The sequence below is a fragment of the Sediminibacterium sp. genome, assembly GCF_030695065.1.
Classification (GTDB): Bacteria; Bacteroidota; Bacteroidia; order Chitinophagales; family Chitinophagaceae; genus Sediminibacterium.
Genome location: NZ_JAUYTR010000019.1, coordinates 61,467 through 87,084, shown reverse-complemented (window position 1 = coordinate 87,084; position 25,618 = coordinate 61,467). Strand labels below are relative to the sequence as shown.

Annotated in this window: 22 protein-coding genes and 1 other RNA gene; 8 read left to right on the top strand and 15 right to left on the bottom strand. The window is 35.6% G+C overall.

Annotated elements, in window-relative coordinates; translation table 11 throughout:
• From Q8S25_RS09555 to ffs, 4 genes are all read right to left on the bottom strand, one after another.
• On the bottom strand, nucleotides 1-1,050 hold a 1,050-nt coding region (locus Q8S25_RS09555; protein WP_305537137.1), incomplete at its 3' end, for a hypothetical protein.
• 21 nt (nucleotides 1,051-1,071) lie between these two features.
• Nucleotides 1,072-1,545, bottom strand: a complete 474-nt coding sequence (locus Q8S25_RS09550) for a T9SS type A sorting domain-containing protein (protein WP_305537135.1) — start codon at nucleotides 1,543-1,545, stop codon at nucleotides 1,072-1,074.
• A gap of 167 nt (nucleotides 1,546-1,712) precedes the next feature.
• Nucleotides 1,713-2,363, bottom strand: coding sequence for a fructose-6-phosphate aldolase (fsa, locus tag Q8S25_RS09545; RefSeq protein ID WP_295189503.1), 651 nt, complete (start codon nucleotides 2,361-2,363; stop codon nucleotides 1,713-1,715).
• Between the two features lie 18 nt (nucleotides 2,364-2,381).
• Nucleotides 2,382-2,480: signal recognition particle sRNA small type (ffs, locus tag Q8S25_RS09540), an RNA gene on the bottom strand.
• Nucleotides 2,481-2,528: 48 nt separating this feature from the next.
• Between ffs and Q8S25_RS09535 the strand changes: the two genes are divergently transcribed.
• A complete protein-coding gene (locus tag Q8S25_RS09535) occupies nucleotides 2,529-2,963 on the top strand; it encodes an FKBP-type peptidyl-prolyl cis-trans isomerase (RefSeq protein WP_305537133.1) in 435 nt (144 codons plus the stop codon).
• 5 nt (nucleotides 2,964-2,968) lie between these two features.
• Here the strand turns inward: Q8S25_RS09535 and Q8S25_RS09530 are convergent, their stop codons facing one another.
• On the bottom strand, nucleotides 2,969-4,882 hold the full coding sequence (locus Q8S25_RS09530) for an ABC-F family ATP-binding cassette domain-containing protein (RefSeq protein WP_305537131.1): 1,914 nt from the start codon (nucleotides 4,880-4,882) through the stop codon (nucleotides 2,969-2,971).
• Between the two features lie 62 nt (nucleotides 4,883-4,944).
• On the opposite strand from Q8S25_RS09530, the gene Q8S25_RS09525 reads away from it, so the two are divergent.
• From Q8S25_RS09525 to Q8S25_RS09515, 3 genes are read left to right on the top strand one after another with little or no spacing between them, the layout of a single operon-like run.
• Nucleotides 4,945-6,774 (top strand): HAMP domain-containing sensor histidine kinase, encoded by a 1,830-nt coding sequence (locus Q8S25_RS09525; protein ID WP_305537129.1) that lies wholly within the window; start codon nucleotides 4,945-4,947, stop codon nucleotides 6,772-6,774.
• Nucleotides 6,774-7,370, top strand: coding sequence for a pseudouridine synthase (locus tag Q8S25_RS09520; RefSeq protein ID WP_305537127.1), 597 nt, complete (start codon nucleotides 6,774-6,776; stop codon nucleotides 7,368-7,370). The genes Q8S25_RS09525 and Q8S25_RS09520 overlap by 1 nt, the downstream gene beginning before the upstream one ends.
• Nucleotides 7,357-8,655 carry a 4-hydroxy-3-methylbut-2-enyl diphosphate reductase gene (locus Q8S25_RS09515; RefSeq protein ID WP_305537125.1) on the top strand — a complete coding sequence of 433 codons (1,299 nt, stop codon included), beginning with the start codon at nucleotides 7,357-7,359 and terminating at the stop codon, nucleotides 8,653-8,655. Before Q8S25_RS09520 ends, Q8S25_RS09515 begins: the two co-directional genes overlap by 14 nt.
• Here the strand turns inward: Q8S25_RS09515 and Q8S25_RS09510 are convergent.
• From Q8S25_RS09510 to Q8S25_RS09495, 4 genes are all read right to left on the bottom strand, one after another.
• Nucleotides 8,648-10,648, bottom strand: a complete 2,001-nt coding sequence (locus tag Q8S25_RS09510) for a putative porin (RefSeq protein WP_305537123.1) — start codon at nucleotides 10,646-10,648, stop codon at nucleotides 8,648-8,650. The genes Q8S25_RS09515 and Q8S25_RS09510 overlap by 8 nt on opposite strands.
• A 10-nt stretch (nucleotides 10,649-10,658) precedes the next feature.
• Nucleotides 10,659-11,480: a purine-nucleoside phosphorylase gene (locus tag Q8S25_RS09505; protein WP_305537121.1), complete on the bottom strand. Its 822-nt coding sequence runs from the start codon at nucleotides 11,478-11,480 to the stop codon at nucleotides 10,659-10,661.
• Nucleotides 11,481-11,571: 91 nt separating this feature from the next.
• Nucleotides 11,572-11,775, bottom strand: a complete 204-nt coding sequence (locus Q8S25_RS09500; protein ID WP_026751538.1) for a cold-shock protein — start codon at nucleotides 11,773-11,775, stop codon at nucleotides 11,572-11,574.
• A 68-nt stretch (nucleotides 11,776-11,843) separates the two neighbouring features.
• Complete coding sequence (locus tag Q8S25_RS09495) at nucleotides 11,844-13,121, bottom strand: DUF5103 domain-containing protein (RefSeq protein ID WP_305537118.1); 1,278 nt, start codon at nucleotides 13,119-13,121, stop codon at nucleotides 11,844-11,846.
• 65 nt (nucleotides 13,122-13,186) lie between these two features.
• Here Q8S25_RS09495 and Q8S25_RS09490 point away from each other — a divergent pair, with 65 nt between their 5' ends.
• Complete coding sequence (locus Q8S25_RS09490) at nucleotides 13,187-14,419, top strand: ABC transporter permease (protein WP_305537116.1); 1,233 nt, start codon at nucleotides 13,187-13,189, stop codon at nucleotides 14,417-14,419.
• Nucleotides 14,420-14,424: 5 nt separating this feature from the next.
• On the opposite strand, the gene Q8S25_RS09485 is transcribed toward Q8S25_RS09490, so the two are convergent.
• Complete coding sequence (locus Q8S25_RS09485; RefSeq protein WP_305537114.1) at nucleotides 14,425-15,150, bottom strand: RNA methyltransferase; 726 nt, start codon at nucleotides 15,148-15,150, stop codon at nucleotides 14,425-14,427.
• A gap of 5 nt (nucleotides 15,151-15,155) precedes the next feature.
• Between Q8S25_RS09485 and Q8S25_RS09480 the strand changes: the two genes are divergently transcribed.
• Complete coding sequence (locus tag Q8S25_RS09480; RefSeq protein ID WP_305537112.1) at nucleotides 15,156-17,543, top strand: BamA/TamA family outer membrane protein; 2,388 nt, start codon at nucleotides 15,156-15,158, stop codon at nucleotides 17,541-17,543.
• On the opposite strand, the gene truB is transcribed toward Q8S25_RS09480, so the two are convergent.
• Genes truB through proS form a run of 4 tightly spaced genes read right to left on the bottom strand, consistent with a single transcriptional unit; the run spans nucleotide 17,532 to nucleotide 21,752 of the window.
• The gene (truB, locus tag Q8S25_RS09475) at nucleotides 17,532-18,242 is read right to left on the bottom strand and encodes a tRNA pseudouridine(55) synthase TruB (RefSeq protein WP_305537110.1); all 711 of its coding nucleotides are present in this window, start codon (nucleotides 18,240-18,242) and stop codon (nucleotides 17,532-17,534) included. The two genes, Q8S25_RS09480 and truB, sit on opposite strands and share 12 nt — an antisense overlap.
• A 1-nt stretch (nucleotide 18,243) precedes the next feature.
• Nucleotides 18,244-19,317, bottom strand: a complete 1,074-nt coding sequence (locus Q8S25_RS09470) for a M48 family metallopeptidase (protein ID WP_305537108.1) — start codon at nucleotides 19,315-19,317, stop codon at nucleotides 18,244-18,246.
• Entirely contained in the window at nucleotides 19,317-20,261 is a 945-nt protein-coding gene (locus Q8S25_RS09465) for a YjgN family protein (RefSeq protein ID WP_305537106.1), read from the bottom strand. Before Q8S25_RS09465 ends, Q8S25_RS09470 begins: the two co-directional genes overlap by 1 nt.
• Before the next feature lie 12 nt (nucleotides 20,262-20,273).
• Nucleotides 20,274-21,752 (bottom strand): proline--tRNA ligase, encoded by a 1,479-nt coding sequence (proS, locus tag Q8S25_RS09460; RefSeq protein ID WP_305537104.1) that lies wholly within the window; start codon nucleotides 21,750-21,752, stop codon nucleotides 20,274-20,276.
• A 141-nt stretch (nucleotides 21,753-21,893) separates the two neighbouring features.
• Between proS and Q8S25_RS09455 the strand changes: the two genes are divergently transcribed.
• Together Q8S25_RS09455 and Q8S25_RS09450 are read left to right on the top strand one after the other, a co-directional pair.
• Nucleotides 21,894-22,718 (top strand): hypothetical protein, encoded by an 825-nt coding sequence (locus tag Q8S25_RS09455; protein ID WP_305537102.1) that lies wholly within the window; start codon nucleotides 21,894-21,896, stop codon nucleotides 22,716-22,718.
• 12 nt (nucleotides 22,719-22,730) lie between these two features.
• On the top strand, nucleotides 22,731-24,278 hold the full coding sequence (locus tag Q8S25_RS09450; protein WP_305537100.1) for an OmpP1/FadL family transporter: 1,548 nt from the start codon (nucleotides 22,731-22,733) through the stop codon (nucleotides 24,276-24,278).
• Between the two features lie 13 nt (nucleotides 24,279-24,291).
• Here Q8S25_RS09450 and rimO read toward each other — a convergent pair whose 3' ends face one another.
• Complete coding sequence (gene rimO, locus Q8S25_RS09445) at nucleotides 24,292-25,602, bottom strand: 30S ribosomal protein S12 methylthiotransferase RimO (protein ID WP_305537098.1); 1,311 nt, start codon at nucleotides 25,600-25,602, stop codon at nucleotides 24,292-24,294.
• Nucleotides 25,603-25,618 lie beyond the last annotated feature (16 nt).

Below are 25,618 nucleotides of genomic sequence, written 5' to 3'. Positions count from 1 at the left end.
TCCAGCAACATTCGCCTTGGTGCTAATAGCTGAAGTATCCACTTTCCAATCTGCTATATCCGTTGAACCATTAAAGCCCGTTCCTGTTAAACCATATGAAGTACTCAAACTCTTTAAGTTATCGCCCAGTGATACCCCACTTATCGTACTCTTCGCTAAATCACTGTTCTCAATCTTCGTTGTCGTTCTGCGATAGTTCAATACCAAATTAGCAGTGTCACTGATCTTCAATATGTTCGAAAAAACACTATTAGTGTCACTACTATTCAACTTAAGATTTAATGCATTTTGAACTGCATTACTAATAGGTTTACTTAAATCTGAAGTATTATTGATAGAATCAATCCCAAGATTTATTTTTGCATTTAAAACAGTTGAAGCCCCAGTTCCCCCATTGGCAATTGCAACAATTCCATTTACATTATTGGCATTTCCTTGAATATCGCCAACAATTTTAGCCCCACTAACTGATTCAATTTTAATATCAGTAATACTAAAGTTTGCAATTTTAGAAGTAACTATTGCACTATCTGCCAACTTTAAAGTAGTGATTTTATTATTTCCAATTGTTGGATTGGGATAGCTACCAGACAAATCACCTCCAGCGGTTCCGATAGGGTTTGCAGTACCAGCGGATACAGCATTCAAGGCATAGGGTACACTTAATAATTGAGTTGAGCCTAAATTGATATAATTGTTGCTCGCTGTTGGATCAATTTCCACTTCCATAAACTTATCACCTTGCATCCAAGTAACCCCGGATAAAGTTCCAATAGAACTCATAAATCCTGGACTACCAATTTGAACTGCGAATAAACCCCAGGAATTTGTTGTTACAGACCTGGTTTCTGAAAACTGAACGGCTCCTTGTGATGAACCAGTTCTAATACTTACCCTTAAATATATGGTTTGATTTTGCAAAGGGTTACCAGCTGCATTTCTTGCTACTCCTTGATAATTAATTAAATTAGGGGCCTGTGCAAAAATCCAATCAGGTATAAAATTGGCAACTATAAGAATTAAAATATAAACAAGTAATCTTTTTCTCATAAAAAAGAATTTTGATAATAGTTACTTTATTTTTAAAACTTTGAAAACTCCTCTCTTAATTACCAACTTACCAGTTCCGTCAAGTTGGTTTATAGAAACAATATAACTACCCTGTGGAAATTTACTTAAATCCCATCGTTCTGTTCTTCCAACACCAAAATGAAAAAATAACAACTCTTTCATTTTTTTACCTTGCATATCAAAAAGTTCAACTTTTAATTTACCTGAGTTGGTTTGTAAAAAATTGATCTCTAATACATCTTTGAATGGATTGGGATATATTTTGATTTCATCAGGCAAAAAAGTGGGAAAAGCATTATAAGCGGAAGCAAATGAAGTAAATGATTGTAGTACCCCACTTGTTACAACTAAAGTGCTGCTTGATTGGGTAACAATTGATGCTGACTCACCTAAACTAAATTCAAATTGATAATTTCCTTGGTTGCCGTATTGGCCTGTAATATTTATAGTAGAAGGATAAATGGACTGAGCCATTAAATTGGTACTAATGAACTTACAGAAAAAACATAAAAAAAATATTTTTTTCAAAAGCGAGTATGTTTAGCCAATTGTTAAAGAATCGTATTCGAAGCTAAACTATTCTGCATAAAAAATGCCTGCATTGCAGGCATTGAAATATTAAATATTGTGTAGTTAAAAAACTACATTTTTTTAGCATCTTCTAAAAACTTAGCTAAGCCAATATCAGTCAAAGGATGCTTTAATAAGCCAACTATTGAATCTAAAGGACAAGTGCAAATATCAGCACCTAATTCAGCAGCTTTAATTATATGTAATGGGCTTCTGATTGAAGCAGCTAAAATTTCTGTTTTGTATTGTTGTACGTCAAAAATATGACGCAATTGACCAATCAAATCCATGCCATCCCAACCACTGTCGTCTACACGACCAATAAAAGGAGATACATATGAAGCACCAGCTTTAGCAGCTAAAATAGCTTGACCTGCTGAGAATATTAAAGTGCAATTGGTTCTAATACCATTATCGGTAAACCATTTAATTGCTTTGATACCATCTTTAATTACTGGAACTTTAACTACGATATTTGGATGAATTGCAGCCAATTTCTTCCCTTCTTCCACCATAGTGGCAAAATCGGTAGAAAGTACTTCTGCACTTACATCACCGTCTACAAGCTCGCAAATTGTTTTGTAATGTTGGGCAATTGCTTCTTCTCCTTTTATGCCTTCTTTGGCCATCAAAGAAGGATTGGTGGTTACACCGTCTAAAATCCCTAAGTCGTTTGCTTCTTTAATTTGGGCTAAGTTGCCGGTGTCAATGAAAAACTTCATATATGTATAATTAAAAAAATATGGCAGGCTACTCACATCGCACCGCTCAACCGCTTATCCTTGCTGCATTCCTGCCCTGGGGAGGTTCAGCAGGAGCTGGTCGTGCAAGACCTGCCACACCGCAAAAGTAAGGATTGAATGCTTACCTTTGAAAAAAAAATATTTATGGGTGTAGCAGATCAATTAGCACAATTAAAAGCGGAAAAAGCAGCCGCCAATTTAAAAGAAGGGCAAGATTTTTTAGCCAGTAACAAACAAAAAGAAGGCATTGTTGAATTGCCGAGTGGATTACAATATGAAATCATTACTGAAGGTACTGGTTCTAAACCAACAGCAAACAATGAAGTAACCTGTCATTACCACGGAACACTTATTAACGGAACTATTTTTGATAGCTCTGTTCAAAGAGGCAGACCTGCTTCCTTCCCTTTAAATATGGTGATTAAAGGTTGGACAGAGGGATTACAGCTTATGCCTACAGGAAGCAAATGGCGCTTTTTTATTCCACCACATTTAGGGTATGGCGATAGACAAGTAAGTGCTCAAATAGGACCCAACAGCACATTGGTATTTGAAGTAGAACTAATTAGTTTTATTTAGATAACTCATAGAAACTCGCTGAGTTCTAACCAGCGAGTTTCTTTTTCTTCTAAGGCTTTTTCTATTTGCACCAGTCGTTCACTTATTTTTTGAATTGTCTCAAAAGTAGCCGTGCCGCTGCTCATTTCATTCGTTAAGTCTTGTTTTTCTTTTTCTAAAAGAGGCATTTCCTTTTCTAATTGTTCAAATTCTCTTTTTTCTTTAAAGCTCATTACTTTTTTTGCAGGAGCTTTAGGTGTTTCTACTTTTGCAGTTACGATATCTTCAGTGCTAGCGCCCTTTCTTTTACCCGCTTCTAAAGCGTCCCATTTATTGTCTTTCTTCTCGTTTTCTTTCTGCCAGATTCTATATTGCGAATAGTTCCCGGGAAAATCTCTTACTTCTGCATTTCCTTCAAAAACAAATAAGTGATCTACTAAACGATCCATAAAATAACGATCGTGCGATACAATTAAAACACAACCAGGATAATCTACTAAGAAATTTTCTAATACTGCTAATGTAGGAAGGTCAAGATCATTGGTAGGCTCATCAAGTATCAAAAAATTGGGGTTGGTAAATAAAACGACTAATAATTGCAATCTCTTTTTCTCTCCACCACTTAATGAATTCAAATAGGTATACTGCTTATCTGGTGTAAACAAAAAGAGTTCTAAAAACTGAGCAGCACTCAATGTTGTTCCATCTGCTAATGGAAAGTTTTCGGCAAAACCTTTTACATATTCAATTACACGCACGTTTTCTTTAAAGACTAAGCCTTGCTGAGAAAAATTCCCAAACACAACCGTATCCCCAATATTTATTTTGCCACTATCGGCCAATTCCAATCCCTGCAAAATATTTAGAAAAGTAGACTTCCCTACCCCATTCTTTCCAATGATACCAATTCGTTCTCCTTTACTAAAATTGTAATCAAATCCTTTTAAAATGGGCAAGTCTCCATAGCTCTTGTACACTTTCTTCATTTCCACCACTTTACCTCCTAGCCGGCTCATTTTTACCTGCAATTGCAATTGTGCATCTTCTATTTTTTGCTTAGCCCTTGCTTCTACTTCGTAAAAATTATCTTGTCTGCTTTTGCTCTTGGTGGTTCGAGCCTTAGGCTGCTTTCGCATCCATTCTAACTCTTTGCGGTAAGTATTCTTAGCCTTGTCTATACTGGCTTGTTCACTCTCTAAACGGGCAGCTTTCTGCTCCATGTATTGTTCATAATCCCCCCGATAAACGTATAAATTTTCTCGCTCCAATTCCCAGATTTCATCGCAGGTTGCATCTAAAAAATATCGATCGTGGCTCACCAACAAAAGGGTTACTTTTTCTTGGTTTAAATAATGCTCTAACCATTCAATCATTTCTACATCTAAATGGTTGGTGGGCTCATCCATCATCAATAAGGTATGCTGGTGGGCAAACCCAATATCTATGAGGGTTTTAGCCAATGCTACCCGCTTTCTTTGACCACCACTTAATTCTTTAACCGGATTGGTTAAGTGGTGAATATTCAGCTTATCTAGTATCTGTTTAACCTTGGCCTCAAAGTCCCAAGCACTTAAATCGTCCATGGCTTCTATGCCTTCAGTAATCCCTATGGCATCCTCCGCTTCTATAGCAGCTTCATATTTTTTAATGGCCGTTATGACTGGATGGTTCAGGTGAAAGATATTTTCTAATACCGACCAAGACTCCTCAAATTGGGGATCTTGCTCAAAAAGAGCCACTGTAACGTCTTTATGGATCCAATATTTACCCGAATCTGGGGTTTCTAAACCCGCTAGAATCCTTAACATGGTTGACTTCCCGATTCCATTTCTGGCAATTAGGGCTATTTTATCGCCTTCGTTTATATGAAAGGAAATATTACTGAAAAGTGGATTAATTCCATAGCTTTTGGTTAATCCTTCTACCGAAACATAATGCATGCTGCAAAACTAAGTATCTTAGACGCTAATTCCGAGAAACAAAGAACCTAGTTGTAAAAGAAATGATCAAAACACCACTCAGGAACCTTAGCATCCGCAATAAGCTCTTCCTTTCGCATTTCCTGATTCTATTGATCACCCTTATTATTATTCTAATATCGGTAAAAGTGAATGATAAGCGCTTGCTCATGCATCAAATGATGACGCACTTAGATGATATTAGAAACAATATTGGAAAACAAAGCGAGGCAAGGCAATCTTTTTTATTAAAAGATCGATTTACAGAAAGCTTTTATATAACAGGTACAACTGAGTCTATTATTGATTATAATAAACTAATTAATAAAATTGACAGTAGTCTTTTAAGTATTAATCAAAACAAATTATCTCAAAAATCACCTATTTCTGAAAAAATTGTTTCCATAACCAGGAATATACATGCCCAAGAAGAATTCTTTAGTAGAATGGTCGATTCTGTTAAACAATTGGGTATGGGAAATCAAGGACTTATAGGGGCACTAAATCAACATAAAAAGGAATTGGAATCAGGTAATCTGATTAATACAACTGATTTGAAAAAATTAGATGAATTATCATCTGCTTATTTGCTTGAAAAAAATGAGAAAGCTGCCATTCAATTTGATTCACTAGCTAGAAAACTACTATTCGCTTACAGCAATAGTCCTAGTTCTGAAACCATTTTAGAAGAATATAGAAAAACATTTGTAAGAATTGTAAAACTAGAAAGAAGTATTGGCAATAGTAATCAGGATGGATTACAAAATGAATTAATAAAACAGAGTAAAAGCAATGATGAACAACTTCAGGCAACTTTAAATTCAATCAATGCACTTTACGAAGAAGACATCAAAAAACTTGAATGGATTTTTTATGGACTTATTGCAGTAACACTAGTTGCAGGTTTGTTATTCAGCTATTTAATTTCAATGGAAATTACCAGGCCATTAATTGAGTTAAATAGAGCAACAAAGGAAGTAGTTGCAACTAAATTTAAAGATGATATTAGCCCTGACTTTATTGATGAACTAAGAATGGATGAAATAGGTCAATTAGCCATCAATTTCAATTTAGCCATTCGGAAAATTAGGAGAAGCATAAAAATAATTCAAGACAAATCGGAAAGCTTACAGGCTAAAAATAAACAGCTTTTAGAAAATGAAGAAACCCTGAAAATGATTAGTGCGCAAAAAGATAAGTTTCTTTCAATTATCTCTCACGATATGCGAGCTCCGTTAAGCAGCATTATAAGTTTCTTAGATTACTATAAAGACAATTTCAAAAACTTCACTGAAGCAGAAATTGAATTTGTTTCCAGCAATTTAAATACACACGTGAAAAAAGTGGTAGAAATGTTGGATGGATTACTCATGTGGTCTAGATCTCAAACAGGAGAAATTCAAATGAATTTACAACCGATTGATTTAGCACAAATAATCACCGATACGGTATCTGTTTTAAACCAGAGTGCAGTTAATAAGAATATCCGAATTAGAACCTATTTACACAGTCAACTAATATGGGCCGATAAGAATATGACGGCATTTATCATCAGAAATATTCTAAGCAATGCCATTAAGTTTACCGGAGAGAATGGTATTATAGATATCAATACAAAGCGCAACAAATACAACGCATTTGTCATAATAAAAGACTCTGGCGTAGGTATGACTTCCGATGCACTTTCCAAACTTTTTCAAGACAATGTTAGTTATTCAACTTTTGGCACTGCAAATGAGAAAGGAATTGGATTAGGCCTAGTTTTGTGCAAAGATTTCATGAATAAAATGAATGGAAATATTGAAATTGAAAGTATTAACGGTGAGGGAACCACTGTTAACCTTCTATTCCCATTAGTAAGCAGGGCAGACTAATGGAACACCAATATTTTTTATTGAATAAGCCTTATGGCATGGTTTCTCAATTTAAAAGTAGCCATAACGTTAGTTTATTAGGCAATTTAGCTTTCCCCTTTCCAGAGGGAACACATGCTATTGGCCGGTTAGATCATCATTCAGAAGGCTTACTAATACTTACAACTAATAAGAAAGTAACTAGATTACTTTTCCAAGGACCTATACCACATACAAGGGTTTATCATGTATTAGTAAATAATATAGTATCTGAAGTACAATTGAATCAACTTAGAAATGGGGTACAATTTAAAGTTGGTGCAGATCTATACCATACAACTTCCCCTTGCGAAGTAGCTATTGTAAACCCACCCTTGGTTCAGTTTCCAGGAGAATACCTACTTTCAGAAAGAGTTCCGCACACTTGGCTTAGTATTGAATTAACCGAAGGAAAATTTCATCAAGTTAGAAAAATGCTTACGGCAGTACAACTCAAATGTAAAAGACTAGTTAGGGTTAGTATTGAAGACCTTCATCTAGGGAATTTGGCTCCTGGAGAAATATTAGAAATACCAGAAAGCCATTTTTTTGCTTCACTAAAAATTGCGGATTATTAAAATTGGTAGACGGGTACACTATAATAGCAATTCAATTCATCCACGAACTATTCCTTATTTTTGTGGTTTATATACCATGAAGCAATTCACTATACCCAATATTTACAGAAGCAACCTAATCAGCCAGATTAAGGAGAACAGAAAGGCAGCAGATAAACTCAAAAAAGATTTTACGCCTACCCTCTTAAATTTGGGGCCAGTACATATTTATTTGGCAAGGCATTTTGGCTTTTGCTATGGGGTAGAAAATGCCATTGAAATTGCCTTTAATACGATAGACCAGAACCAAGGCAAAAACATTTATTTATTAAGTGAGATGATTCACAACCCCCAAGTAAATGCAGATTTAGTTTCGCGGGGTGTCCAATTTCTACAGGATACGTATGGTAAACAATTGATTCCATTTGAATCACTAAACGCAGAAGATGTAGTCATCATTCCTGCATTTGGCACAACACTTGAAATTGAATCAATGCTTAAAGCAAAAGGTATTGCAGTAGAAAAATACAATACCACCTGCCCTTTTGTAGAAAAAGTTTGGAATAGAAGCGACCAAATAGCCTCGAAAGGATATAGCATTGTGGTTCACGGGAAACCAAAACATGAAGAAACCAGGGCCACATTTTCACACGCATCTGCCAATACGCCTACTGTGATAGTTAATGATATGAAGGAAACGATTGAATTGGCTAAATACATTACTGGAGAAAAAGAAACTGATTCCTTTTATATTGAATTCAAAGGCCGTTATTCGGAGGGTTTTGATATCACAAAGGATTTACAAAAAATTGGAGTAGTTAATCAAACAACCCAATTAGCTACAGATACACAAGCCATTTCTGATTATTTAAAAGAAGTGATTCTGAATCATTTTCAATTAGACAATAGCAATATTGCTACTAGATTTGCTGATACTAGAGATACACTTTGCTATGCTACCAACGACAATCAATCAGCTGTGAAAGGCATGTTAGATACTGCAGCAGATATTGCCATGGTGATTGGCGGACACAATAGCAGCAATAGTTCACATTTGGTTGAATTATGTGAAGCCAAATACCCTACTTTTTTTATTGATGGTCCAGATAAATTAATTAGCAAAGATGAAATAATACATTGCAACTGGCAAACAAAGGAAATGAGTACTGTTGTAGGATATTTGCCAAAGACTGAGCCATTAAGGATTGTTATGACAAGTGGAGCAAGTTGCCCTGATGCAGTGGTAGAAAAAGTAATCAGAAAAATAGCTTCTTTCTATGGTGCAGAAAACCAATTGGCTAATTAACAAAATTCCACCAGATACCTATTCTATTCCAAAGACCTTGTCCAGGATAATTAATAGCCTGCATATTCATTTTTGAAAAGAGGGTATTGATATTTTCGAAGCGAATAAAGCCTTTAAAACTTTTAATTCTAAAATGCAAGAATGCATGCATATCTGGTCTATTAGAAATAGTGGTATTGTTTTGAAAAAAGAATTGTCCCAATAACGGACTGTAACTATCTGCTTTATAAGCAGTATTGTAACGCAGTTCAACCCCAGTAGATAAAAATAAATTGGTGTAAAAGTTGCCTTCAAATGCAAATCTGTTTCTAGTAATGATAGAAGGAATATTTACTGGGGCACCTCCAATAACTTGTTGAATATTCAGTTCGGCATACCAATTAAAATGCTTGGCCAATTTAATTTTTTTAGAAACACCCAACTGAAGCACATTAAACAAAGTAGCTTCTTGTTTTGCAGTAAAGAAACTATCGAAGTATAGGTAATTACTTACCACATTGTATTCACCTGTAATAGTTAAATTTTTAGCAGGATTTTCATATACACCAAATACCCTGATGATATTTTCTTTATTGTAACCAACTCTATTGGCAATTGGGAATGTACTTAAGCTATTAAAGAGATAAGAGGGAGATCTATTTACATTATGAAACCCTACATTTAAAAACCCAATCTTTTTTCCAAGTAATCTTTTCATGCTAATATAAGCACTGTAGTCTCCCGAGTTAAACCCATTCAAATAAAATTCTCCTTTTGCTTCTAAATCCCAAACTTGATTCTTGGTTCTATTACGGTACTCGCCAGTAACAAAAATATTATTAAGAGAAACGGTATTAAATGTATCAAGGGTTCCTTTTATATTTTGTAGCCCTATACCAGCCTTTAAAAATTGGCTTTGGTTATTCTTATCAGGGAATGTAATCAAGCTGAATTCATTGGTAAGTATATTCCAACTGTCTTTAAACTGAAATGCCTGTGCATTTCGGGTGGTATAATTAAAATAATTTTTGTAGCGTATAGAATCTACATTATTATCAAAAAAATGAGCCAGCTGTTGTTGTAATTTAAAAATATGCTCAATTCGAAACCTTGGATAGAATATTTTATAGGTAATAGAATCGGTTACAACAGAATCCTTTTTACCAATATCAAAATGGTGTTTTATTAAGAGCATATTGTCTTTTTGCAAATTGCCCGTACTCACATTGGTATTAAATGGATTTCGAATAGCGGCACCAGACCTACCCATTCTTGTTTCTAATTCAAAAGGATCGTTTAAGGCAAGACTGTCTAATTTTTTAACATCAACCAACCCCCCATTTTCAGAAACGGAAGCCTTATTGGCTAGGTACACAAAGAATACTTCGTATTGTCTGTTATTGGTTTGATAGTGAGTGGTGAACCTAAAATTATTATGACTGGCATTCTGATTCTTCAAACTACCTGGTGAATTACTGAATCGATATTCAAAACTAAAATTGAAATTGCTTTTTCTATTCTGGGTATGCTTTAAGTCTATCAACTGTTCCGCTTTAGCTCCCAACAAATAGCCTAATTCGGTATATGGTCTGGTTGTTTGGTAAAACCTTGTGTTTTCTAAGGTAAACTTGTACATATCATACTGATGAAATCCTGCATCAAATCCTGCTTTCATTATAGGATGAAAGCGCATAGATTGAGCGGCTGTGCCAAAATTTCCTAAATGATAATTTTGAAAAGGCATGGGAAATCGAGCTGTAAAATCATTGATTGAAGAATCCAACACCCTATTTCTAGTTGAATCAAAAAAACGATAAAAGATGGTAATAGAATCTGCAAACTGATCCCTTTTCTGTAAAGAATCATTCTTTCCAGATTTAGACTGTTGCATATTGTTAGAACCAGAAAAAGAACTCATTTGACCTGGCCTAAACGATTGAGCTAAACTATTACTAGCCCCAATGCATATCAGCAGCGCAACAATGAAATAAAGTTTATTTTTTGAAGGATGCATCCAGTTTTTTTTACAATCCCTTTATCAACTCTTTAAATAGCAAAGTAAGTTTTGGTTCCGCATCTTTTGCAGCTTGTAACACTTCTTCATGGGTAATAATATTCTCTTCCTCTCTAATACCCAAGTCGGTAATTACGCTGGTAGCAAATACTTTCATGCCACAATGAACTGCAACAATATTTTCTTGCACCGTACTCATTCCTACGGCATCCCCTCCTAAAGCATGAATCATCTTATATTCTGCCCTTGTTTCAAATGTAGGACCTGTAACACCCGTATAAACGCCTTGCTTAAGTTCTATACCATTATTTTTTGCAATCAACATTGCTTTAGCCACCAATTCTTTGCTGTATGGCTCACTCATATCTGGAAATCTGGTACCCAATGCATCTTCATTTTTACCCAATAATGGATTCAAAACGAATAGACTGATATGATCGGTAATGACCATTAAATCTCCCACATTAAATGCAGGATTAACACCTCCAGCTGCATTAGATAATAGCAAGGTTTTTACTCCCAATAAATGCATGGCCCTAACGGGATACGTTACTTGCTGTGGGGTATAGCCTTCATAAAAATGGAAACGGCCACTCATTACCCAAACCTTCGTACCACTTAACTCTCCTAGAATTAAGCTTCCGCCATGGCCTTCTACTGTACTAACAGGGAAATGAGGAATGTCACTATAAGGGATACTTATTTCAACTTTTATTTCACTTGATAAATTACCTAACCCACTGCCTAAAATGATGCCTATCTCGGCTTTTGAATCTACTTTACTTTGTATAAATGCAGTGGTTTCTGCCAACTGGCTCATTAAATTGGACATATTCAAAAATTAGAGGACAAATATACTTCAAATAAAAAATAAGGCCATCAACTAGTAGCTGATGGCCTTAGGTAAGGTATGTAATTTAAGACTAGCTTAAACGTTTTACATTTACTGCATTCAAACCTTTTCTTCCTTCTTGTACGTCAAAGATAACTTTATCGTTAGCTTCAATTTGGTCAATAAGACCGTTCGCATGTACAAAAGTTTCTTTGTTGGAATCATCATGCTTAATAAAACCAAAACCTTTTTCTTCGTTAAAGAACTTTACAGTTCCTTGAATTTGTGTGTCCATTGTAAAAATTGTATATTAATAAGGGTGCAAAGATACAGTTAATATGCTCCCCTCCCTAAAGTTAATTGTTAAAGTCTCGAATTAGGCAGTAGACTACTAATTTGCCTCAGTCCTACCAATTCATCGTGCCTTCCACCAAATGGCCTATAATAGACCAAAATAGTATAGTTATTCTCGGTTTCCCAATAATTGCCTTCCGTTAAAGCTGGATCTGCTGGCAGCAACCCGTTATTTTTATCTTTTGTAACATAAGTATAACTATAGTACCCCTGCTTAAGGGTTAAACGCTTGAAATAAACCCCTTTGCGTTCATCAAATTCCATTAAAGATGAATCACTTATTTGATTTCCCGTTAATTCTCCCATTAAATACACTTGTTTACCCATTAATGGTTGCCTGTTTTCAGGGGCCAATGTAAATTCTACTTCTGCATAATCTGATTGCCACCATGGATTAACCGATTCAGTAGTAGCAATTTCGCTAAAGCCATTTAAATCTCTATACCATAAATAACGCAGTCCAGACCTAATGGCGTCCGGCTTTACATAAACCAGTACGGGAATATTTATCCTAAGTATTTTATCTACTCGATCACTCTCAAATCGTAGACTCCTCAAATCTATCCATCTGTACTCTTTACCAGCTGGAAACAAACAATCCTGCTCCGAATTGTATTCCAACATATTACCCCTAATAAAGCTAGGCTGCAGTTTTTGTGCTGCATTATCCCATCTTCCATTTTGTAATATTACAGTTTGAATTTGTTGTGGATTAATTGAATTCAATGGCAAAGTATTTACACCCAGCTGAATTTTTTGGTGTGTTTGAATCAATTGTGAATTATATGGTTGCTGTATTTGAGCAGCAATACCAACTTTATTATCCACAACATAAAAACGCTTGGTAAATAAAAGCTTGGAGGTATCGGCATCTTGAAAAACCTTGAGTATATAGTTCCCACTCCTAGTTGGTACCGCAGAACGATCGGGCAACATAGTTTGATAATGTACATATTGAACTTGTGCAATAGAAGAGATTCGGTATTGACTAATTCTATTTTGTTGAAACCCCCTTATATAATCAAACGGGCTCCATTGTGCTTCGGACCAATCGGCATTGCACAATTGAAAAGTATAAAAGTAATTTTTAGGATATGCACCCAAATCATCAAAATGCAATTCAAGTTGATCAGTAGAATTCAATCCAATAATGGGTAATGCCAATTGATTGTTTTGCGGAAATAGTTTAACTGTTCTTATGGAAGGCATAAAAACATGATCTGGTTTTAGTTGACCAAATCCATTAAATGAGCAAAGAAAGCAGCAAAGCAGCAGGATGTATTTCATAAAGGATAAACTTACTGAAACTATTGTATTATTAGTAGCTTTGATATAGTCAAAAACCGTACCGTTTGAATTTTTCTCTTTTCATAGCCCAGAGACTCGCATTCAGCAAACAGCAGTCATTTTCAAGATTTATTATTCGGCTTTCAGTTGGGGCAACAACTGTTGGCATAGCGGCAATGATTATTACCCTCTGCTTTGTTAATGGATTTCAACAAACCGTTGCAGATAAAGTATATAGTTTTTGGGGGCATATACGGGTACAACATTTTGAGCCAGATAAATCGATGATGGCAGAGGAAGTACCTATTAACAGGGACAAGAATGTAGAAAAATTGATTGCATCTCAAAAAGAAGTATCAAAGATTCAGGCATTTGCAACCAAGTCGGCTGTTTTAGAATTCCATAAAAATATTGAAGGGGTATTATTAAAGGGGATTGAAGCCAACTACGATAGTAGCAGAATCAAACCATTTATAACCCGCGGCAAATGGATTCAGTTTTTGGATAGCAGTTACAGTAAGGAAATAATGGTGTCTGAACAAATTGCCAGTTTATTAAATATTGCGTTACATGATACAGTTACTGTATATTTTGTTGGAACCAATGAAACAAATACCAGTTATAGAAAATTAACTGTTGCAGGTTTTTATAAAACGGGTATTGAAGAATACGATAAAGTTTTTTTACTAGCCGATTTAAAATTGATTGCAAGAATTAATAACTGGACGGAAGAACAAATTGGTGGATATGAAATCTTTATTGACCCAGCATACAATAAAGACACGGTAAGTCAACAACTGATGAGTAACCTTCCCACCGAATGGATGAGCAGAACAGTGGCATCCATTTACCCCAATATTTTTGATTGGTTAGAAATTCAAAACATGAACCGAAATGTGATTTTCATTATTATGGCAGTAGTAGCCATTATTAATATGATTTCCTGTTTGCTCATTTTAATATTAGAAAGAACAAGAATGATTGGTGTTTTTAAAGCATTGGGAGCAAAAGACAGGAGCATCATTCAAATTTTTCTTTATTATGCAGCGGTGATTGCATTAAGAGGAATTATTGGGGGATTTATCATTGGAATGGGCTTAGTGCTAATACAACAATATACCGGATTCATTAGCTTAGACGAAAGTTCTTATTATGTTAAAACTGCACCAGTTCAAATAATTTGGTGGCAAATTATTACTGTTTGTGTAACAACATTTGTGGTGTCGTTTGTGGTCATGTTAATACCTGCCTTATTAGTTAAGAAAGTTAACCCCATCAAAGCAATTCAATTCAGATAACTGCATTACTTTTTAATCAGATGAGAAAGTAGAATACCAGCAGCAACTGCAGCATTCAGCGATTCTGCTCCGCCAATTCTGGGTATATGAATAGGTGCAGAAATATAGGGCAGCAATTCTGTATGAATGCCTTTAGACTCATTCCCTATAAGTAAAACCCCTTCCTCAATAGAAGATTGATTATATACCGATGCCCCTTCTAATAAGGCCCCAAAAACAGGAATAGCTAGGTCCGATAAAAGGTGGGTTAAATTGCCATACCCCACTTTTACTCTAATAAAACTACCCATAGTACTTTGAATTACTTTAGGATTATACATTTCCACTGAATCTTCAGAAGCCAAAATGGTATTTATACCAAACCAGTCAGCAATTCTTATAAGGGTTCCCATATTTCCAGGGTCTTGAATACCATCAAGTGCCAATGTAATGGAACCCTTTTGAGGCTTTTGGGCAGTGAAATTTTGCTGTTCTACTACAGCCAACACTTTATTGGCTGTTTGTAACCCACTTATTTTTTGTAGTTCTTCTTCTGAAACCCTTATTAGTGGCGCTTTGTCCATTAATGGATGCCCCCAATCATTCACTGCAAGAATTTTTTGTATCACAAAGGAACTGTTTAAGAGTTCATCTACCCCCTTTACTCCCTCTACAATAAACAGGCTTAACGCATCCCTTTGTTTTTTGTGGTATAAACTTTGAATATATTTGGCCTCAATCTTGCTTAACATTGTGTATGCATTTTACGGTAAAAAGGAGTTTTATTGGTTTTTTCAGCATGTTTACAGCCTTAATTATGCTGTCTGCTTGCTCTGAACAAAAGAGAACCTGGGTAAGAAACTATCCCAAAAACACTCCATTTGTTTACAACAACCAAATTAGCCTTCATGGTAATTTTACCAAAGATGAGAAAAAACGGTTATTATCAGATTTGCAAAATTATTGGGACGATAGTTTGAAAGTTCCTAAACAACAACAATTTGGCCTTTTTTATAAAATTAAGAACCCAGCAGTTTTCGATAGCACTAATATTACTAGGTCTGCCCTCTTCATGAATTCTTATTTAAACGCACAAGGTTATTATTATTCCATATTAACCAATCGGTTTACCATCGACACAGTGAAAGACCAAATAAGGACCAGTATTTTTATGGATATAGACGCAGGAAAGAATATTACTATTGATGAAGTTTCCTATGAAATGAACGATTCAACCCTTCAGCAATTGGCGGTTGCTGAATCTGGTAAAAGCTATTTAAAAAAGAGTAAACCTTATTCAAAGCAAGTCATCAGCAACGAGTTAGATAGAATGGTAGGCCTTTATAGAAAAAACGGTTATTTTAAAATTACCAGAGAAGACGTGTATGCTTATGTAGACTCTAACAATACCAAGCTATTTGCTTTAACAATTGACCCTTTTGAACAAGCCAAATTATTATCGGAAGTTGCAAAAGCCAAAAAAGAAAATCCCAATTGGGATATTGCTATAAGGCAAAGAGAGGTAGAAGACAGTTCTAGGTTATTTAAATACCATATTGGCAATTTGTATTATTATCCTGAAACAAAAATCACCGATGTACCCGATAGTTTAATGACCGATAAAACCTTTTTTGAGAAGAAAAGTGAATCAACTTTTATGCGGTATAAAAAAGGGCTATTCAATTTTAGGCCATTAAAAGAAGACACTTATTTTAAAAGAGGAGACATTTACAATGAAGAAAAATATTTTAAAACCGCTAATGCTTTAGGACAATTATCGGCTTGGCAAAATATTGATATCAGGCCAGAAATTAGAAATAGGGATACATTGGATATGTATTTTTTCATGACTCCTGCAGTTAAACAAAGCTTTACCGTTGACCTAGAAGCCAGCAGAAATATAGCAGATATTGGGGTTACCAACTTATTGGGTATTACCACCAATTTATCTTACAACAATAGAAATGTTTGGAAAAATGCCATTCAATCTATTGCTACTTTTAGAACGGGTGTGGAATTAAATATATTAAGTAGCAGCAATCAACCCGATCAATTACTTCAAACATTTTTAATAAACGTTGGGCATACTTATATATTTCCAGGCATAATTCAACCATTCAAAAGATGGAAAGGATTAGACCAAATTGATAACAGAAGAACACTATGGTCGGTAAACGGAGGATATGTAGACCGAAGAAATTTTTATAGAGTTAGAAATTTAACCACCAGTTTTGGATACGAATGGAAAAAAGGCAACAACTCATTTTTATATAAGCCCATTAACATAGAGTTGTATTCTATAGACAAGCTAGATTCCCTAGATCAATTAATTATCAAGAACCCTTTTCTGAAAGCATCTTTTAACGAAGGAAGTATTGTTAGCCAAAGCCTTTCATTTGTAAGAACTACCAATGGAATTAAGAATCCCAATAAAAACAAATTTTATCGTTTAGCAGTAGAAGAAGCGGGTGGACTTTTTGGTTTTATTCCGGGTTTACAAGGAAATATTTACAGATACATCAAAGTAGAAACAGAGTATAAACAATCTGTGAAGTTTGCAAAATCGGAATTAGCTTATAGAGCATTTGCAGGAATAGGTTACAATTATGGGGGCGATACCATCATTGGCCCTACCCTACCTTTCTATAAACAATTTTCTGCAGGCGGACCCAATAGTATGCGTGCATGGAGATTGAGACAATTAGGCCTAGGTAGTTCTAATCAAAGTGAATCAGACACGGCATCCAATGCATTTCGTGATCGTTTTGGAGATATGCAATTAGAGTTCAATATGGAATATCGTTTTCAATTAGCAACAATTGGAAGTTTCAAAATAGGTTCTGCTTTGTATGCCGATATTGGCAACGTATGGAATATAAAAAGAGCAGCTTCCACCGACTCGGATACTCGCTTTTCTTTAAATAGTTTTACAAGAGATATGGCCATTGGTATTGGAACTGGACTAAGATTTGACATGTCCTATTTTTTAATTAGACTCGATTTTGCTTATAAGTTAAAAGACCCATTAAGGGCTGCGAATAATGGATGGATGAGTATTAAAGATTTCACTTGGAACGATACTAGACCTAATGGAATTAAAGTACCCAACTTTGCATTGCAACTGGGCATAGGATTACCCTTCTAATGATTTTAGCTGATCAATTTCATTTTCAAATGCATCCATAGAAAGCGCTTGATCAACATTAAAATGGCCAATTCGGGTTCTTCTTAAGCTACTCATATAACCACCCACACCTAAAGCTTTTCCGAAATCATTCGCAAGACTTCTGATATAAGTGCCTGTTGAACAAACCACCCTAAAGTGAACAATAGGCAATTCAATTTTTTCAATGTCAAATGCATGAATGGTAACAGGTCTTGGCTCTATTACAACATCAATTCCTTTTCTAGCAGCTAAATAAACAGGCTTACCAGCTTGTTTAATGGCAGAATGAATAGGCGGAACTTGCATAATCAATCCTTTGAATAAATCAGTTGCTCCTACTATTTGTTCAGTTGTTAAATGATCAATTGAACAAAACTGAGTTGGCTCAGATTCTAAATCGTAAGTGGGGGTGATTGCACCCAATGTAAAAGTACCCGTGTACTCTTTTTCCATTCCCATGTATTCATTAATCTTCTTAGTAAATTTACCTGTACACACAATTAGCAAACCAGAAGCCAATGGATCAAGTGTTCCAGCATGACCCACTTTTACAATTCGAGTGATATTCCTAATTTTTCTTACCACATCAAAAGAAGTCCAATCAAGTGGTTTATCTATTAGTATTGTTTTTCCTTCTAAATAAGGCTGTAAGGCAGGATGTATTTCTTTTTGCTTCATTTTATTTTAATGCACTCCAAATTGAATCCAAAACTGGATTGGGTGCAAAGGAACTATTTTTATAAGGAACAGCAAATTCAGTTGCGTGTTTAATTCTTTCGTCTGTAGCAGGATGCGATTGCATAAAAGATAACACCTCGGGTATTTCAGGACTATTCTCTTTCAAGCGCTGCATTAATTTCTTCATTGCTAAAGGATGAATATTGTTTTTTATCAATAATTTCATCCCTTCTTCATCTGCACTTTTTTCAATACCCCTTGAAAAATGCATGGTTCTTAATCCTTCTGCATTTTCTACTACAATCGAAAAAATACCTGAAATATCATTTAATACAACCGAGACAATTAAACCCGTTGCAGCACTTCTTAATATAGATCTTAAACTATGCCTATCATTAATATGAGCGGTCTCATGTCCTAATAATGCAGCTAATTCATCTGGAGACTTCATGGCTTTTAGTATTCCAGAATAAACCACAATATTTCCTCCTGGAATAGCATAAGCATTCACTTCTCTATTTTTTACTACTGTAAGTTTAATTGGATAAGTGTTACTAAGATTCATTGATTTAGCAAATTCTTGTAACAATTTTGTTCTTTGATGATCAATCGTTTCGCCTTGCATCATCGACTGATACATTTTTTCTCCTAGCTCGGTTTCGGTGGAAGGTTTTATTAATTTCAAACCTGCCCAAGGAACAATTGTTGAAATACCCCAATAAACTCCAGCTAATAAAATAACCACCAATATGAACAAAGAAAACACATTCATACTTAATAGAGTAGCAGCAAATGATTGGTCTTTGTGATTAATTTTTTGTTTAAGGTCTATAGCAAAATTTGCATCTGCACTAAAAGAAATATAGTTGGTGGCATTCTTATTTAAGAATACAATTAATTTATTCCCAGTTTCTTGAATATTGCATTGTTTATAAGGAAAAAATAAAACGGTTGCTTCCTTATCCCAATAAGCGCCTAACTGAATAGAAATACCGGCTGCATTAAAGTACATCAAAGCATGCTTAGGACCCGCTTGTAATCCATCAAAAAAATCTACTTGCTGAATATTATCCATTATATTATAAAACCAAAGTCTAAAAAGTCGGTGATATCTTCTCCTGTTGCATCATCAAAATTTTCTTGTGTTTGCCTTAATTCATCAAATGCAATAGTACCATCCAATACAATATTGGAGAACAAAAAGCGCATACTCCTTACCACAATCCAAGGGGTTGCCAATCCTAAAGTGAAAACAAATAATAAAAGGTTAACCATGATTAATGCTAAAAAATCTCCACCAGTTGCTTTAGATTTCAACAACATAGTTTGGTCCCCTTTTGTTAGTCTTAAATTATTAATGAAATAAGCAAACAAATCTTTTTGCCACCAGAAAAAATAAATACCGAAAGTGAAGATGCTCAGCAAATATCCTTTTACATTAAGCCAAAAATATTCGCCACCCACTCCTTTATAGGAGAACCGGGCATCTCCTACTTTAATATTACACAACAAATACCTACGTAAATTCATTGCAAACCAAGCACCATAAATTCCAATTGTAACAATCGTCAAAAAAGTTCCTTTAATGCAAAGCATGAGTAGCTCCCACTTATCTCCCATATATCCAAAACGTATACCGCTCCAAATTGTCTTTGCAAATCGATACCTATATGAACCATGAATAGCTAAAGGAATGATGAACAAAAGGATAATATACAATAATGCAAGTCCAACTAATTCTTGTTCATTTAAAGTTAGGTAAATAACGAGTCCATACACAGTTACCAAAATCAAAAAGGCTTTTATAAACCCTTTAAACATTTGTTCTCCAGTACCGGTAAATACAAAAGGTTGCTCATTAAACACCGTGTTTGCATAGAAGAAATGCAGGGTACGTGCTTTTGCCCAAGGATAATATAAACCAAGGGTTATGGTAGTGAGAATAATATTCACTAACTGAATTTTGAAATACTCGAATCCACTGCCCTTGAAAACCAGACTATATTTATTATATTCCATTTAATAAATATATCAATAAGCTCTGGCAAAAAGTACTCTCTGGGTCGATTTTTTTCCGGATAAAATACATTGTCCATCCTCTTGAGGATTATCCAAAGGAATGCAACGTATGGTAGCTTTTGTTAACTCTTTAATTTTATCTTCAGATTCAGCTGTTCCATCCCAATGCGCAGAAACAAAACCAGCATTGGTATCTAAAATTTGAATGAACTCATCCCAGCTATCAGCCTTTCTAATATTTTCCTGTTGAAATGCTTTTGCTTTATTGTACATAGACACTTGAATATTGTCTAATAAATCATGTACAAAACTGGCAATGCCTTCTAAGGGCACTGTTTGTTTTTCTTTGGTATCCCTTCTAGCTACTTCAACTACTTTATTTTCTAAATCTCTTGCACCTACAGCAATTCTTACTGGCACACCTTTTAATTCATACTCTGCAAATTTCCAGCCTGGTCTGCTGTTGTCGGAATCATCATATTTAACAGAAATACCCAAGGAAACCATTTCCTTTTTCATTTGGTTAACTACTTCATCAATTTGTGCTTTTTGCTCTTCGCCTTTGTAAATAGGAACAATCACAACTTGCACAGGTGCAATACGAGGCGGTAAAATTAAACCGTCGTCGTCACTATGCGCCATCACCAATCCCCCAATTAAACGAGTACTAACACCCCAACTGGTTGCCCATACATAGTCTAATTTATTTTGTTTGTCACTGAATTTTACATCAAAAGCTTTGGCAAAATTTTGTCCTAAGAAGTGGGAAGTTCCAGCTTGCAATGCTTTACCGTCTTGCATTAATGCTTCAATGCAATAAGTGTCTTCGGCACCTGCAAAACGTTCATTAGGAGATTTAACCCCTTTAATTACCGGTAATGCCATCCAATTTTCTGCAAAATCTGCATAAACATCTAACATGCGTTTGGTTTCTTCAATGGCTTCTTCTGCAGTGGCATGTGCAGTATGACCTTCTTGCCATAAGAACTCTGCGGTTCTTAAAAACAATCTTGTTCTCATTTCCCATCTTACCACATTGGCCCACTGATTAATCAATAAAGGCAAATCGCGATAACTCTGAATCCATCCTTTATAAGTATTCCAAATAATTGCTTCACTGGTAGGGCGAACTACTAGCTCTTCTTCTAATTTTGCTTCAGGATCAACAATTAATTTTCCCTTGTTATTGGGGTCAGTTTTTAAACGATAGTGGGTTACCACGGCACATTCTTTAGCAAAGCCTTCTGCATTTTTTTCTTCTGCCTCAAATAAACTCTTAGGAACAAAAAGAGGGAAATAAGCATTCTGATGGCCCGTGTCTTTAAACATTTTGTCTAACACGTCTCGCATATTTTCCCATAAGGCAAATCCATAGGGTTTAATGACCATACAACCCCTAACAGCTGAATAATCAGCCAAATTACCCTTGATAATTAAGTCATTATACCACTGTGAATAGTCCTGTGCCCTAGAAGTAATTTCCTTACCCATAAATATTTTTGTTTTTTTTAACCTGTTCAACACTAACATTTGTTAGTTGGCATGTAATTTGCCACTTAATTGATAGAGGTTACCAATCGCAAATGTATGTAACTTCACTCAACCAAGTTGATCAACCTAAAAAGGAAAATCATGAAAAAGTTATTACTAAGTGCTTTTGTTGCTGCAACCATTCTTAGTGGATGTAGTACTGCTTATCAAATGGGGCAAACCCCAGATGATGTGTATTTTTCACCTGGACAAGAACGAGAAACATATGCAGTTGCCAATAATAAAAACAACGATGAGCGATATCAAGAATACGTGAGTACAATGGATGATCGATATTTACGTATGAGAGTAGCCAATAGAAATCGTTGGAGCTCGATTGATAATTTCAGTTACTGGAATGATATGCGCTATGATTTCTCCCCATATAGCTTCAATCATTTTAATACATTTAATCCTTGGATACTAGACCCCTTTATGTTTAATAATAATCCATGGAGTATTGGATTGGGCTTTAGACCAGGCATGTATGCTTGGAATAATTTTTTCGGAGGCGGATTTTATGGTGGTGGATTCAATGGAGGCATTTTTGGTAACCCACTTGGTTGGGGCAATCCAATGTTTTCTGTTATCAATTACGCCAATCCAAAAGCAAGTTTACCTACTTATAACTCTGGGGCAAACTTAAGTGCATTACGTAATAGAATGTACAATAATAGCAACGATCCTAAATGGTATGCACCAGGCACCAATGGGGGAAGCAACAATTTCAGCAACCTAGTTAAGAGAGTCTTCTCTAGTTCTACTTCAGCAGGTGGAACTGGTTCAAGTTACGACCGTTCTATTAGAACTTTTGGCAACAGCTCTAGTAGCACTATTCCTACTACCAGTAGCAGCGCTGGTGGTGCAAGCGGTGGCTTTAAAAGTACTGGAACCAGCACCAGCACAGGACGTGGTGGTAGAAACTAATTAACCCATTTTATGAAAAAATATTTCGGCTTATTAATAAGCGGACTGGCAATTTTTGCCCAAACAGCAACTGCTCAATCTCCAGAAGATGCATTAAGAGTATCTTGGTTTACCCAAAATGGTACAGCAAGAAATATGGCAGTGGGTGGAGTAATGGGCTCTTTGGGAGGAGACATCACTGCAAACCACGTAAACCCTGCTGGTATTGGCTTATACAAAACCAGGGAATTGGTTTTGTCACCAGGTTTTTTACTCAATAGCAATAAATTCAATTATAGGGGTACCGATACTTCAAGCAGCAAATCAGGATTTGGTTACGGAACAACTGGAATTGTTTTGGCGGGTTCAAGCAAATCGGGCTATAGTAAATGGACCAGTTCTGCATTTGCTATTTCAGTTAATCAATTGGCTAATTACAATAACCAAGTGAGTTTTAGTGGTCGAAATAATTTCAGTTCATTTACTGAAAAATATTTAGAAGAACTAACTCGAGATAGAGCAGACACCAATGCTGCTCTAGGTAATTATATATTTGGATCATCATTGGCTTTTAGAACATTTTTAGTTGATACATTAAGTGGGCCTGGTGGTGCTGTGGCAGGTTACCAAAGTTTAGTACCTATTTCAACCGGCGTAAACCAGTTATACAATGCAAGAACAAGTGGTGGATATAATGAAATAGCCATTGGATTTGCCGGTAATATGGCCGACAAACTTTATGTAGGAGGTAGTTTCAATATTCCAATTATTAAGTATAATCGCGAGTTGGTTTATAGTGAAAGAGATGCTACCAACGACCCTACCAATCAATTTAGTTTTTTTGAATACAAAGAAACTTACTCTTCCCAAGGTGCGGGTATTGGTTTAAAGTTGGGAACTATTTATAAGCCTACCCCATTTGTTAGAATAGGCTTTGCGTTTCATAGTCCTCAAATTATCACCATGACCGATCGAATTAGATCTTCTATGGTTGCCAATACAGAAACTTATGCAGGGCAACGCAGTGAAAGCAGCGATAATTTAAACAGTGGCCGTGCAGGTACCAGCAAGTACAATATTACTACCCCATGGAGAGCCATAGGTAGCTTTAGTTATGTGTTTAGAGAAATTAACGACACTCGTTTACAAAAAGGCTTTATTAGTGCAGATATAGAATATGTGCATTACAAAGGAGCTAGGTTTGCGGTAGCTGGAGAAAATGCCTCCGATGCAGGTTTCCGTAATTATTATACAGCTTTAAATGAAGCCATTATAGATAATTACAAAGGCAATATCAATGCTAGAATTGGAGGAGAATTAAAATTCAATACCATTATGTTCAGGTTGGGTGCAGCTTATTATGGCAGCCCTTATCAAGATGAAGCATTGAAAGCCAGTAGAGTAATTGGCACAGGTGGGTTGGGATATAGAAACAAGGGAATGTTTATAGACCTATCCTATTCGCATATTATGAACAAGGATGCGGTATTTGCCTATCGATTAAATGACAAGCCCAACACGTTTGCTGAGCAAACTGGAAGCAGGGGCAGTATCATGTTAACTTTTGGATTTAAACTATAAGAAGCTATTCGCATTAAGCAACCACTTCACCTTCTAAGTCGTAATCGTAGGCTTTAGTTATTTTCACTTGCACAAATTCACCAATAGGTAATTTTTTAGTGCTGTGAATGACCACTTCATTGTCTACTTCTACACTATCAAATTCGGTTCTACCCAAATAGCGGCCTGCTTCTTTTTTATCGATTAATACTTTAAAAACTTTACCGATTTTTTCTTGGTTTTTCTCGTACGAAATTTCTTGCTGCACTTCCATGATTTCCTGAGCACGAGCCGCTTTTACCTCGGCAGGAACATTGTCTACCAAATCGTACGCACTGGTATTTTCTTCGTGGCTATAACTAAAAATACCTACCCTATCAAAACGGTGTTCTTGTAAGAATGCTTTCAATTCTTCCACGTCCTCTTCTGTTTCTCCTGGGAAACCCGCAATCAATGTGGTTCTTAAACATATACCAGGAACTGCAGCTTTAATTTGGTGAATCAGTTCAGACATTTCTTCGCGGGTAATATTCCTACGCATGGCTTTGAGCATGCTATTACTTGCGTGCTGTAAAGGCATGTCTAAGTACTTACAAATATTGTCTCTTCGTTGCATTACTTCTAAAATTTCTAAAGGAAATTTACTAGGATATGCATAATGCAATCTGATCCACTCCAAGCCTTTTACATCGGCCAATGCATCTAATAATTTAGGCAATGCTCGCTCTTTATAGAGATCTAAACCATAATAAGTAAGCTCTTGCGCTATCAGCATAACTTCCTTCACCCCTTTTTGTACTAACGATTCCGCTTCAGTTACCAAGTCTTCTATAGATCGACTGATATGTTTACCCCGCATCAAAGGAATGGCACAGAAGGAACAGGTTCTATTACAACCTTCTGCAATTTTTAAATAAGCATAGTGTTTGGGGGTACTCAACATTCGTTCACCCAATAATTCTGCTTTATAATCTGCTTCAAACTGTTTTAAAATCAAGGGTAATTCCAAAGTACCAAACCAGGCATCTACTTCAGGCATTTCCGCTTCTAAATCGCCCCTGTAACGCTCGCTTAAACAACCCGTAACATATACTTTATCTAGTTTACCTCTGCGCTTGAGTTCAACCTGGTCTAAAATGGTATTAATACTTTCCTCTTTGGCTTTATCAATGAATCCGCAGGTATTCACCACCACAATATTATGGTCTAGTTTGGCATTCTCATGCACTACGTCAATATCATTGGCAGCCAGTTGACCACTCAACACTTCAGAGTCTACTAAATTTTTACTGCATCCTAGGGTGATGATATTAACCTTGTCCTTTTTGAGTGTTTTTGCCTTCATGAGAGGGCAAAATTAA